General features: G+C 64.0%; 12 protein-coding genes. All 12 read left to right on the top strand.

All coding sequences use genetic code 11. The features are described from left to right. Positions 1-238 precede the first annotated feature (238 nt). The 12 genes from NKH04_RS10430 to NKH04_RS10375 all read left to right on the top strand — a co-directional run bounded on the left by NKH04_RS10430 (position 239) and on the right by NKH04_RS10375 (position 12,714). Positions 239-502 carry a hypothetical protein gene (locus NKH04_RS10430; protein ID WP_353044316.1) on the top strand — a complete coding sequence of 88 codons (264 nt, stop codon included), beginning with the start codon at positions 239-241 and terminating at the stop codon, positions 500-502. A 78-nt stretch (positions 503-580) separates the two neighbouring features. After that, positions 581-1,723, top strand: coding sequence for an extracellular solute-binding protein (locus NKH04_RS10425; RefSeq protein ID WP_353044315.1), 1,143 nt, complete (start codon positions 581-583; stop codon positions 1,721-1,723). Next, the gene (locus tag NKH04_RS10420) at positions 1,723-2,574 is read left to right on the top strand and encodes an IclR family transcriptional regulator (RefSeq protein WP_352771100.1); all 852 of its coding nucleotides are present in this window, start codon (positions 1,723-1,725) and stop codon (positions 2,572-2,574) included. The genes NKH04_RS10425 and NKH04_RS10420 overlap by 1 nt, the downstream gene beginning before the upstream one ends. Positions 2,575-2,596: 22 nt before the next feature. Next, the gene (locus NKH04_RS10415) at positions 2,597-3,628 is read left to right on the top strand and encodes a sugar ABC transporter substrate-binding protein (RefSeq protein WP_353044314.1); all 1,032 of its coding nucleotides are present in this window, start codon (positions 2,597-2,599) and stop codon (positions 3,626-3,628) included. A 141-nt stretch (positions 3,629-3,769) separates the two neighbouring features. Further along, on the top strand, positions 3,770-4,753 hold the full coding sequence (locus tag NKH04_RS10410; RefSeq protein ID WP_352682380.1) for an ABC transporter permease: 984 nt from the start codon (positions 3,770-3,772) through the stop codon (positions 4,751-4,753). Next, on the top strand, positions 4,743-6,275 hold the full coding sequence (locus NKH04_RS10405) for a sugar ABC transporter ATP-binding protein (RefSeq protein ID WP_352746719.1): 1,533 nt from the start codon (positions 4,743-4,745) through the stop codon (positions 6,273-6,275). Before NKH04_RS10410 ends, NKH04_RS10405 begins: the two co-directional genes overlap by 11 nt. A gap of 30 nt (positions 6,276-6,305) precedes the next feature. Continuing rightward, complete coding sequence (locus tag NKH04_RS10400; RefSeq protein ID WP_352746716.1) at positions 6,306-7,301, top strand: ABC transporter permease; 996 nt, start codon at positions 6,306-6,308, stop codon at positions 7,299-7,301. 1 nt (position 7,302) lies between these two features. Then, positions 7,303-8,088, top strand: a complete 786-nt coding sequence (locus NKH04_RS10395; RefSeq protein WP_023677038.1) for an SDR family NAD(P)-dependent oxidoreductase — start codon at positions 7,303-7,305, stop codon at positions 8,086-8,088. An 18-nt stretch (positions 8,089-8,106) separates the two neighbouring features. Then, entirely contained in the window at positions 8,107-9,312 is a 1,206-nt protein-coding gene (locus NKH04_RS10390) for a CaiB/BaiF CoA transferase family protein (RefSeq protein ID WP_353044313.1), read from the top strand. Positions 9,313-9,314: 2 nt separating this feature from the next. After that, on the top strand, positions 9,315-10,097 hold the full coding sequence (locus tag NKH04_RS10385) for an enoyl-CoA hydratase/isomerase family protein (RefSeq protein ID WP_353044312.1): 783 nt from the start codon (positions 9,315-9,317) through the stop codon (positions 10,095-10,097). Next, the gene (locus NKH04_RS10380) at positions 10,094-11,869 is read left to right on the top strand and encodes a CoA-transferase (protein ID WP_352899321.1); all 1,776 of its coding nucleotides are present in this window, start codon (positions 10,094-10,096) and stop codon (positions 11,867-11,869) included. Before NKH04_RS10385 ends, NKH04_RS10380 begins: the two co-directional genes overlap by 4 nt. Positions 11,870-11,880: 11 nt before the next feature. Further along, complete coding sequence (locus NKH04_RS10375) at positions 11,881-12,714, top strand: SMP-30/gluconolactonase/LRE family protein (protein ID WP_352979629.1); 834 nt, start codon at positions 11,881-11,883, stop codon at positions 12,712-12,714. Positions 12,715-12,738: the final 24 nt, after the last annotated feature.

Raw genomic sequence — 12,738 nt, 5'->3', positions numbered from 1 at the left:
AACGTTGCAGGCAGCGTGGCTGCCAACCCCCGAATGTTCGCGCCGGTGTGCTCCTGGCGACAGTTTCTTCACGCACGGGGCTCCGGCTGGCAGAACCACACGCGGCGGACGTCATCGTTAAGCGGTCAACCTGTCGAGAACCCTCCAAATCCTAAAAACCAGCGGCAAATCCCAAGCAACCAGAGCCAAATCCTAAGAAATCAGAAACAGTGCCCAGATCGAAGTTATCGCCAGAAACGTGGCGAATGCCAAGGCGGTAAACCGGTTCATGGCCTCGCCCAAGGTTGGTCCATTTAGTCCGCTCCCTGCGACGTGGCTGCTGATTCCAGTGCTGCTGCTCCAGATGGCTGCGCCAACCGAACGAATGTTCGTCGCGAAAGTTCCCAAAAAGCCAGATCCATCGCAGCCTTTGGTTGCAGGCCGGCGGCAACGCGATGCGCACCAGGGATGGTTGGGCGGCTTTCTCGCCAAACGGAAGCGAGGACTGCCTTTGCGTATGTAAAAACTACTTGTCTAGGTAAAAATAGTTGCTACTAATCGGCTGGGCGGGCGCACGGCCGCCTCTGGGAGGAATTTCGGCATGATAAGGCTGCGCGGCCTCGCGTGGGATCACCGACGCTGCTGGGGTCCGCTCGACGCCAGCATCGGGCCGTATTGTGCCGCCAATCCCGGTCTTGAGATCGAATGGGACCGCCGCAGCCTCTATGAGTTCGGCGAGGGCGCGCTTGGTCCTGTGCTCGGCGCCTATGACCTTGTCGTGTTCGACCATCCGTTCATCGGCGATATTGCCGAAGGCGGGCTGATGGTGCCGTTCGATTTGTCGGCCGAGCAGCGCCACGGCTTCGAACGGGATTCGGTCGGCGCATCCTGGCAATCCTACGCAAGGGACGGGCTTCAATGGGCGTTGCCGATCGATGCTGCCTGTCAGGTTGCCTCGTATCGCCCCGATCTCCTGGAGCGCTACGGACCGCTGCCGCGCAGCCATGACGAGGTGCTGGAGCTCGGCCGGCGCGCCTTGAAGGACGGCAAATGGCTTGGGCTGCCATTGGTGCCGACTGACGCCATGTGCCTGCTTTTGACGCTCGGTGAGCCCCGGGAAGACGGCGACGAGTTCATCGCCGGGAAAAAAATCGAGCGGGCCGTCGGGCAATTGCGCCAGCTTGCGGCGCTGTCGCATCCGAACTCGCCGAAATGGAACCCGATCCGTTGCTACGATCACATGATCGCGCATGACGACGTGGTCTACGTGCCGTTCGCCTTCGGCTATGTGAATTATGCCTCCAGGGCCGACAGGCCGTATCTGCGCTTCGCCGACGTGCCGACGCCGCGATCCGCCGGCGCCTTGCTCGGCGGCGCCGGCATCGGCGTCAGCGCCCAATCGCAACACAAGCAAGCCGCCATCGACTACGCGCTGTTTCTGTGCTCGCCCGGCTATCAGCGCGGCGACTATGTGAAATCCGGCGGACAGCCGGGGTCGCTGGCGGCGTGGCAGGATACCGAGGTCAACGCGCTCTCGGGCGGCTTCTTCGCCTCGACGCTGGCGACGATCGAAGCCTCTTATCTGCGCCCGACCCATCCGGGCTTCATCAGCTTCTTCCGCCAATGCGCCCCTCATGCCGCGGCGGCGATCGCCGGCGAATTGCAGGCGGCCGAGCTCGCGGATCGGCTGAACCGGCTCTATCGCGAGACCAGGCATGGCCAGCCGCAACGGAGCGTCGCGTAATGGCCGCCGATATTGCCCAGATCGTCGACGAAGGCGAAAGCGGCCGCAACGGCTATCGGGTGCCCGCTGTGGAGAAGGCGCTCGACATACTGGAATTCATGGCTGCCAGCGGCGAGCCGCTGACCCAGACCGAGATCGCCACCGGAATGGGGCGCTCCATTCACGAGATATACCGCATCCTGCTGCTGCTGGAGAAGCGCGGCTACATTTTCCGGACGCAATCGGACCGCTTCCGCCTGTCGCTGAAGCTGTTCGAACTGGCGCATATGCATCCCCCGGTGAACCGCCTGGTCGAATGCGCGCTGCCGTTGATGCGCGGCCTCGCCGCCAATGCCGACCAGAGCTGCCATCTGGTCGTGCGCGAAGGCGAGAGCGCACTGGTCGTGCTGCAGATCGATTCGCCTTTGCCGATGCGTTATTCGGTTGCCCTTGGCTCGCATTTCCCGATCCTCGAAACGAGCTCCGGCGCGGTGCTGCTGGCGCATTCGAGCCGCGCCGAGCGCGACCGCATCGTCGAACGGATCGTCGCTGCAGGCGAAGGCCAAGGCAGCCGGGCGGAAATCGAAGCGCGGCTGAACGAAGTCGCAAGGCTCGGCTATGAAATGCGCGCCTCGCTGGCTGTCGAGGGCTGCACCAACATTTCGATGCCGGTGCGCGACCATACCGGCGCCGTCATTGCCGCGCTCACCGTCCCCTTCCTGCCGCAAAAGGCCGCCCGCTTCGATCGCAGCACCGTGTTCGAGCGGACGAAGGCGGCGGCCGAGGCGATATCGGCGGCGCTGGGCGCGGGCGAAGCTGCCGCCTCTTCACGTGCCGACCCGGAACGGCGGGACTATCCGTTCAGCAACTGACAAGAAATACAGGGAGAGAAACATGAACTGGTCCAAATCGATGCTGTTTGCCTCGGCGGCGGTGCTTGCTCTGAGCGCCGCCGCGGCACACGCCGAAAACATGCCGAAGCGCATCGGCTACGTCACCAACTACGCCACCCATGAGTGGTATCAGAACGTCATCAAGGGCATGCAGTCCCGCGCCAAGGAACTCGGTATCGAGCTCGAGGTGCAGGACGCCAATCTGGACGTTGCCAAGGAGGTCTCCGCCGCCGAAGATTTCATGGCCAAGGGCGTCGACGTCCTGATCATCACGCCCGTCAACGAGGAAGGCGTCGTGCCGCTGCTGCGCCAGGCGAAATCCAACAACGTTCCGGTCGTACTCGAAGGCAATCCGGTCAAGGGCATGACCACAATGGTCGCGATCTGCGACTACGACACCGGCTACACCGCCGGCGTCGAAGCCGGCAAATACGCCAAGGAAAAGCTCGAAGCCAAAGCCAAGGTGATGAATGTCGGCCTGCCGCTGCTGTCCGCCACCGTGCTGCGGTCGCAGGGTTTCATGGATGGCCTCAAGACCATCATCCCCGACGCGGTCATGATCCACGACCTCGACGGCGGCGGCAATCCCGATCGCGCACTCGAAGTCTCTTCGGCGGCTCTTGCCAAGAATGCCGACATCAACATCATCTACGGCATCAACGATTCCTCCTCGCTCGGCGGCCTTCAGGCCTGGAAAGCGGCCGGCAAGTCGCAGGACGGCCTCTTGACTGTCGGCACCGGCGGCGAAGGCCTCGCCTTCATCAATGCGATGCAGAACGAGCCGTCCTACCGCATCGAGGCCGCGATGTTCCCGGAAAAGGAAGGCTACACCGCCATCGATGCAGCGGTTAAGCTCTTCAATGGCGAAGAGGTGCCGGAACACATCGTCAGCCCGACCGCGCCGATGAACGGCGACGACTGGAAGAAGTTCTACGACTACGATGGCACCACACGCAAAATCAAATGGGATGCCGTCAATGCGCTTCAGCCACCGGAAAAATGCATGAAAACTTCCGCCGATCTGAAGAAGTAAGGATTCCGGGTAGCCCTTCCCGCACGGCGGGAAGGGCGGCGGATCGGATATGCCGAACGGCAAAACAGGGCAACCGTCCTGTTTTGGCCGGCAGTTTCCAGACGGCGACGGCACCGATACGGGCCCGGAAATAAAATGGACATGAGCGAGCTTACGCAATCCTCTGCGCCAAGGCGTTTCATCGGCGGCCAGCTGCTGGGCAGCAGCCAGCTGGTGCTCGGCGTGATCCTGGCCGTGCTCTGCATCGCCATTTCGATTGCCGCGCCGCAATTCTATTCCGAGGCCAACATCATCGCCATCCTGCGCCAATGCGCGCTGGTGCTGATCGTTGCCTCCGGCATGACGATGCTGATCATCACTGCGGAAGTCGACCTGTCGGTCGGTGCATCGCTGGCTTTTGTCGGCTGCATCGGCATGGCCGTGCTCAATTCAACGCACAGTCTGACGCTCGGGCTGCTGGCGGCGCTCGCCTTTTCAGGCGCGGTCGGCCTTTTCAACGGCCTCGTCGTCACCAGCCTCAAGGTGAACTCGCTGATCGCCACCATCGGCACCATGATGATGCTGCAGGGCGGCGTTTACCTGTTCACCCGCGAGGCGGTGCAGAACCACCACCGGCTTGCCGGTTTCACCGATCTCGGCGCTGGCTATATCGGCGCGATCCCGCTGCCCGTGGTCGTTGCCGCGGTGATTTTCGCGCTGGCCGCGGCAACGCTGCGCTTCACCACGCTCGGCCGTTATCTCTACGCTGTCGGCGCCAACGAGCGCGCGGTTCGTCTCTCCGGCGTGCGCTCGCAACGGCTGAAACTGTTCGCCTTCGTCGTCACCGGCCTGTGCGTCGGCGTCGCCGGCATGATCCTGTCGTCGCTGATGAATGCCGGCCAGCCGACCGCTGGCCGCGGCTTCGAGCTGACGGTGATTGCCGCCGTCATCCTCGGCGGCACCAGCCTGCTTGGCGGCCGCGGCTCGCTGCTTGGCACGTTGCTGGGCGTGCTGGTGCTGAAGGTCATCGACAACGGCATCATCATCCTCGGCTGGAACCAGGACCTGCAGATGGTGGTGCCCGGCATCGTCATCATCCTGGCGACCTATCTCGACATCGTGCGGAACAGAGCCAATGTCGGTTGATTTCCTTCACCCCGGCGAAACCGTGGCTGTCGACAAAAGCGTGCCGGCGCTGGAGATGCGCGGCATCGGCAAGCGTTTTCCCGGCGTGATGGCGCTGGACAATGTCGATCTGACCTTGGAACCCGGCAAAATCCATGCCCTGATGGGCGAGAACGGCGCCGGCAAGTCGACGCTGATCAAGATCATGGCCGGGGTCTACGGCAAGGATGCCGGCACCATCCGCCTGCGCGGCCGCGAGGCCGACATCAAGTCGCCGCGCGATAGCCTGAAAGAGGGCATCAAGGTGGTGTTCCAGGAGATCGCGCTGATCGCCGAATTCAGCGTCGCCGAAAACATCTTCCTCGAAGGCTATCCGACCGGCAAAGGCGGCTCGATCGACTGGAAGAAGATCCGTGCCGATGCGGCCGCTCTGTTCAAGCGTATCGGCTTCAATGTCGACCCGGCGGCGCGCACGGGATCGCTGCCGGTCAGCCAGCAGCAGATGGTCGAGATCGCCCGCGCACTCGCCCATGAGGCCCGCGTCGTGGTGATGGACGAGCCGACCTCCTCGCTGACGCCGAACGAGGTCTCGCTGCTGTTCACCGTCATCCGCCGGCTGGCCGCGCTCGGCATCGCGGTGCTCTATGTCAGCCACAAGCTCGACGAGGTCTTCGAGATCGCCGACACCGTGACCGTGCTGCGCGATGGCCGCCACGTCTCGACCAGGCCGATCGGCGAGCACACCAACGACACGCTGATCCAGGACATGATCGGCCGGCGCATCGAAAACCTGTTCCCTCGCAAGCGCGGCGCGCCGGGCAGCAAGGTCGCGCTTTCCGTTGAAGGGCTCAGCACCGCCAAGAAGCTGAAGGATGTGTCGTTCGAGGCGCATGCCGGCGAAGTCCTCGGCTTCTTCGGCCTGATGGGGGCCGGCCGGACCGAGCTCGCCAAGGCCATCGTCGGCTACGACCCGATCACTTCCGGCGTCATTTCGGTCGATGGCAGCCGGCTGCTGCCGCACGAAACGCACACCGGCGTCCGGCTCGGCATCGGCCTGCTCACCGAGGACCGCAAGAGCGAGGGGCTGATGGGCGAGTTGCCGGTCTACCAGAATGCCAGCCTCGCTTCGCTCGGCGGTTTCGCCAAAATGGGCATTGTCGACAAGGCCAGGGAACGCAAGGCGGTGCAGGACTATGTCGACCGTTTCCGCATCCGGACGCCCAGCCTGTTCCAGCAGGTCAAGAACCTGTCCGGCGGCAATCAGCAAAAGGTGCTGATCGCGCGCTGGCTGATGCGAGGCCTGAAGGTGATCGTCGTCGACGAGCCGACCCGCGGCATCGACGTCGGCGCCAAGTCGGAGATTTTTGCGCTCATCGACCGGCTCGCCGGCGAGGGCCTGGCGGTCGTCATGATGACGTCCGAAATGCCCGAGCTGCTGGGGCTTGCCGACCGCATCGCGGTGATGTGCGAAGGCCGCCTCACCGCGATCATGCCTCGCGACGAGGCCACGCAGGAGAACATCCTCAATGCGGCAATCGGCTAAGGCGATGACGCTTCGCAAAGGGACCAAGCGATGAGCCTGGCAAGAACCGACACCATGAAAGCTGGGCCGTCCATGCTGGCGCGGCTCGTCGCGCGCCAGGAATTGGCATTGCTCCTCTGCCTCATCCTGGTGATCGCGTTCTTTTCCTTCACCGCCGAGAATTTCTTCTCCGTGCGCAACATCACCAATGTGCTCGGTCAGGCTTCGCTGGCGCTGACAGCCGGCATCGGCTGCGCCATCGTCTTCATATCAGGCGAGGTCGACATCTCGATCGGCTCGCTGCTGGCGACCATCGCCCTGCCGCTGATCATCATCATGAATGACACGAATTCTCTGCTGCTCGGCATCAGTGGCGCGCTGCTGTTCGGGCTGATCATCGGCGTCGTGAATGGCTATCTGACGGCCTACGCCGGCATCAACTCGCTGATCGTGACCCTGGGCACGATGTTCATCATGCGCGGCGGCGTTTATCTCTATACCGGCCAGCGCGCTATTCCAGACGATGCCGCGCTCGACAGCTTCATCGCGCTGTCGGACGGCCGCCTGTTCAACGTCGTTCCCTATTCGGCTGTCATCGCCATCGTCCTGCTCGCCGTCTTCGCCTACGTGATGCAGCACCGGCCGTTCGGGCGGCAGATCTATGCCGTCGGCGGCAATCCGGAAGTGGCACGGCTGGCGGGTTACGACGTGCGCCGCGTCAAGTTCACCTGCTTCATCATCAGCGCGCTGCTGGCAACGGTTGCCGGCATCATCCTGGCAGCCCGCGTCGGTTCGGCGCAGCATACCGCCGGGCTGAATTTCGAGTTCCAGGTCGTTGCCGCCACCGTGCTCGGCGGGGTGAGCCTTGCCGGCGGCATAGGCAGCCTGACCGGCATGGCGCTCGGCGTGCTGATCCTGCAGTTCCTGTCCAACGGGCTGCGCGGTCTCGGCCTGCCGACCGAGTGGCAACTGGTCATCACCGGCATGATCATCATTGCCGCCGTCGCCTTCGACGAAGCAAAGCGCCGGCGCGCCATTGGAGGCTGATATGGATCGTCTCAAAGGGAAAACCGCAATCGTCACTGGCGCCGCCGACGGCATCGGCCACGCGATCAGCGAGGCGATGGCAAGGGAAGGCGCGCACGTCTTCCTCGGCGACATCGCCGACGAGAAGGGTGAAAAATTCGCAGCCGAGCTGCGCGCCGCCGGCCACCGCGCCGACTACATCCATTGCGACGTGGCGGAGGAGGCCGACATCGCCGCCCTGATCGACGCAGCCGTCGGCAAGACCGGCCATCTCGATATTCTCGTCAACAATGCCGCCATCGCCATCGGCGGCATGCCGGTTCACGAAATGAGCGACGAGCAGTGGCACCGGCTGATCGCGGTCAACCTTACCAGCGTGTTCCGCGGCTGCAAATATGCGCTGCCACATATGATCGCGCAGAAATCGGGCTCGATCATCAACATGGCCTCGGCGCAAGGGCATATCGGGCTCGACGGCTGGACCGCCTATGCCGGCGCCAAGGGTGCGGTGATGGCGATGACGCGCCAGATGGCGGTCGAGTTCGGCCCGCTCAACATCCGCGTCAACTCGATCTCGCCCGGCACCATCAACACGCCGATGAACGACAAATTGGTCAAGGAGATCGGCGGCAATCTCGCCAAGGCCTGGGTCAAGATGCATCCGCTCGGCCGCATCGGCAAACCGTCCGAGGTGGCCGAAGCCGCCGTCTATCTGGCCTCCGACGCCGCCGGCTTCACCACCGGTACCGACCTGCGCGTCGACGGCGGCCTCACCGCGGCACCCCGCTACGTACCCGACCTGCTTTGACAACCAACGAGACATGAAATGAACAAAGCCCTCGAAGGCGTCCGCATTCTCGATTTCAGCCATCTGCTGCAAGGGCCGTTCGCCACGCAGCTGCTCGGCGACATGGGCGCCGACATCATCAAGATCGAGCGTGCCGGCGCCGGGGACATGTTCCGCGGCATGACCTTCTTCGCCAAATGGGTCGGCGGCTCCGAAAGTCCGAATTTCCTCGCCTGGAACCGCAACAAGCGCTCCATCGCGCTCAACCTGAAAAGTCGCAAGGTGCATGCCATCATCATGGACATGGCCAAGAAGGCCGATGTGGTGGTGCAGAATTTCCGCCCCGGCGTACTCGCCAGGCTCGGCTATGGTTACGAGGATTTCAGGGCGGTCAATCCCGCCATCATCTATTGCTCGGGCTCCGGCTATGGCGAGGAAGGCCCCTATGTCGAGCGCCCCGGCCAGGACATGCTGATCCAGGGATTGTCCGGGCTGATCTCCAACACCGGCCGCGGCGATCAGGCTCCTGTTCCGGCCGGTGCCGGCCTGGCCGACCAGATCGGCGCCATGAACATGGTCTACGGCATCCTGTCGGCGCTCTACTATCGCGAGAAGACCGGCAAGGGCCAGAAGATCGAGGTCAATCTGCTCGCCGGCATGCTGGCGCATCTCAATCAGGAATATGTCGCCGTGCTCAATCTCGGCGAGGATTTCGTGCGCCCGAATTCCGGCATCGGCCACCCCGGCATGCAGGCGCCGTTCGGTGTCTATGAAGCGAAGGACGGCGGCTATGTGTCGATCGCCATGAGCCCGTTCAAGACGCTGTATGAAGTGCTGGAGGCGCCGCAGCTTGCTGTCTACGACGATCTGAAGACGCTGTTCGACAGGCGCGACGAGGTGTTCGACAAGGTCAACGCCGAAACCAGGAAGTTTGCCACGCAGGACCTGCTGGCGCGGCTGCTCGCAGCCGACATCTGGTGCGCCGAGGTGAAGGACATAAGGCGCGCAGCCGAGGACCCGCAGGTTAAGCACCTGGGCATGATCACCAGCTACGATCATCCGCGCGGCGGTAAGGTCAGGGTGGTCGCGCCGGCTGTCAAGATGAGCGAGACGCCGCCTACCATAGAGCGGCCGGCGCCGCTGGTCGGCCAGCATGGCCGCGAGATACTGGCCGAGTTCGGCCTCTCCAGCGGCGAGATTGCAGCGCTTGAGGCGTCCGGCGACATGACCGTGGATGCTGCCTGACGATGAGCGTTTACCAGACACTCAGCTTGGAAATATCCGGGCGCGTCGCAGTCGTCACCTTCCGGCGCGCCGATCAGCTCAACGCCATGGACCGGCTGATGCAAAGCGAGATCACCGAGGTTTTCGAGGCGCTGTCGCAGGATGACGGCGTCGGCGCGATCGTGGTGACCGGCGAGGGGCGCGGCTTCATGGCCGGCGCCGACATCAAGGAATACGCTGCCCAGACAGCTATCGAGTTCGACGCCTTCCAGGCCGCCGGCACGCGCATGTATGCGGCGGTCGAGAACAACCGCAAGCCGGTCATCGCCGCGGTCAACGGCTTTGCGCTCGGCGGCGGCATGGAGCTGGTGCTGTGCTGCGACATCGTCATCGCCAACCAGTTCGCGAAGCTCGGCCTGCCCGAGATCAAGCTCGGGCTGGTCCCCGGCGGCGGCGGCACCCAGCGCAGCGTCCAGAAGCTCGGCCGCAACCGCGCCAACCTTTTGCTGATGACCGGCGCCATCGTGCCGGCTTCCGAGCTCGCCGCCGGGCTGGTCAACGAGGTCGTCGACGCCGAAAAGCTGATGCCGCGGGCGCTGGAACTCGCCGGCATGATAGCCGCCGAACCGGCTGCCGCGATCGAGGCATTGAAGGCGCTGACGGCGCACGCCGTGTCGGGCGACTTGGCGGAAGGCCTTGCCATGGAGCGCGACGTACTGGGCGGGCTTTATCGTAGCGAGACCGGCCAGCAGCGGGTGAAGGCGTTCGCCGAAAAAAGCGCCGCGCGGCCGAAGGCTGGGCAATGACATCCCTGGTCAAGCAAAACCGGCCGCGCTTCACCGATGTCGAGGGCCTGGCCGCGATGGTCGGCGGCGGCGACGTCTTCGGTGTCGGTGGCCATCATTTTGCCCGGCTGCCGATCGCCTTGTTGCGGGCCATCGCCCGCTTGGGCGTCAAGGATCTTCGCTATGTCTGCTGGGCCGGCGGCCTGCCGCTCGAACTGCTTCTCGAAGCGAATGCCGTGGCGGAGGTTGATATCTGCTTTTCCAGCCTCGATATTTTTGGCTTACCGCCGCGCTTCCGCGCGGCTGCCGAGACCAATGCCGTGCCGGTCCGCGACTGGACGGCGCTGGCCATGATCCAGGCGCTGCGGGCGGGGCAGCAGAACCTGCCGTCGATGCCGTTTCAGCTTCCGGAGGGTTCGGACATGCTGGCGCGCGTGCCGGGTGCGATCGCCGTGCCCGATCCGATCGTGGGAGCCACGACCGGGATCATCCCGGCCTTGCGGCTCGATACGTTCGTCGTCCATGCCCAGCGTGCCGACGAGAGCGGCAATGTCCAGATCATCGGACCACGAGCGCTCGATTTCGCCATGGCCGGCGCGGCGCGCGAGGTGCTGGTGACGGTCGAGGAGATCGTCCCGGTCGGAGGGCTGCGGCATGATGGTCGGCAGAGCATTTTGACCCGCAACCAGGTGTCGGCGATCGCGCTGGCACCAGGCGGCGCCTATCCCGCCTCCTGCCTGCCATTCTATGTGACGGACTATCAAGCGTTAGCGGAGGCGTTCGCGGCCAAGGAAATACCTTTGTCGGACAGCCTGAGCATGCCTTCGGAAGGCGTGCCGGAGCGGGTTCAAGACGCTGCAAAAGTCGGCGCTGAAACAGTCCTCGCAATGCCCAGGCTCGTGCACGGCAACAAGGAGGCGTCCATCGACGAGATCATCGCCGCCCGCATCGCCGCTGAGCTCGACAATGAGAGCTTTGCCAGTGCCGGCGCGGTGTCGCCGCTCGCCAATGTCGCCTACCGGCTGGCCAAAGCGACGCACGCGCCGGACATGATCATCGCCACCATGAGTTGCGGCCATCTCGACATAGCACCGAGCCGGATGATCCTGTCGCTGATCGAAAGCCTCGATTGCGAAACGGCGGTGGCGCATGCCGGCGGCGACGACACCTATTCGACCTACTATCAGGCCGGCGCGGTGACGCATGAGATCGTCGGTGCCGCGCAGGTCGACCGCCGTGGGCGCGTCAACACCATTGCGCTGCGCAAGTGTGACGGCAGCCTTATCCGGCTGCCCGGGCAAGGCGGCATGGCCGACGTCGCCAACATGCATCGCGATTATCTGCTCTACGTCCCCCGCCATTCCGTGCAGTCGCTGGTCGAGACGGTCGAGATTGCCAGCTCGGCGCGCGGCCTGTTGACTGAGGCCGAACGCGAGCCGATGGGCTATCGGACCGGCGCGGCATTGGTGTTCACCGACCTTTGCGTGTTTCGGCTCGACGGGGAGAGCCGGCAATTGGCCGTCATCGAGACCATGCCGTGCGTGACGCGCCAGCAGCTCCAGGATGCCACCGGCTTTGCCCTGACATTCGATGCCGATTGCCGCGAAGTTGCGCTACCCTCAAACGAGACGCTCGACATCCTGCGAAACCGCATCGACCCGCTCGGCCTGCGGCGCCTCGAATTCGTCAGCGCCAGGGAGCGCAGCGCCCTGATCGCCGAGATCCTGGCCACCGACCGGCGGATGGTCGAGCGCTGCATCGCCGCACAGCGGTCGCATACTGCACCGGATTGAAGGGGGTGCGCATGGCAAAGCCGTTGCTCGAAATGTCGGCCGCGAGGGTCTTCTTCGATGGCATCTTCACCAGCCCGCGCATCGCCCATCCGGAAGGCGTGGCCATCCATCGCGACGGCTCGATCTGGTGCGGCACCGAAACCGGCGACCTGCTGCGCTTGGCCGCCGATGGCGGCTCGGTCGAACGCATGGGCGGTACGGAGGGCTTTCTGCTCGGCATCGCCTTCGATAGCGCGGGAAACTGTTTTGCATGCGATTTGAGACATTCGGCGATCTTTCACTGGGATGCCGCGACGGCTGGTATGCAGCGCTTCGCCTCGGCCGGCATCCGCGTGCCGAACTATCCGATCGTCGACGAGACACGCGGCTGGCTCTACGTGTCGGACAGCCTCGGCGAAGACAACCGCTCCGGCATTTTTCGCTACGATTTGAAGACCGGCGAAGGCGGCCTGTGGTGCAGCGAGACCATGGCCTTCGCCAACGGCATGGCGATGGCGCCGGGTGGCGATGGGCTTTACGTCGTGGAAAGCCATGCGGCCTGCCTCAGCTATGTGCCAATCCGTGCCGACGGCACGGCAGGACCTCGCCAACTCGTCGTGGACGGCGTGAGCAACGTTCCCGATGGCGTCGCCTTGGCGCCGGACGGGTCGCTGTTCATCTCATGCTACGAGCCCAGCCGTATCTATCGCTGGCGAAAGGATAGCGGGCTCGAGGTGCTGATCGAGGATCCGGCGGCAACGACGCTCGCCCACCCAACCAACATTGCCTTCAAGGGCGACAAGCTCTACACCGCAAATCTCGGCCGCTGGCACATCACCGAAATCGACTTGACGGCGATTTCCTAGATCGGGCCGAACCGGGCGGCGCTG

Origin of the sequence: Mesorhizobium sp. M1365 (assembly GCF_040317865.1) — a bacterium.
Lineage (GTDB): Bacteria > Pseudomonadota > Alphaproteobacteria > Rhizobiales > Rhizobiaceae > Mesorhizobium.
The sequence above is the reverse complement of the archived record's forward strand: the minus strand, read 5'-3'. Positions and strand labels throughout refer to the sequence as shown.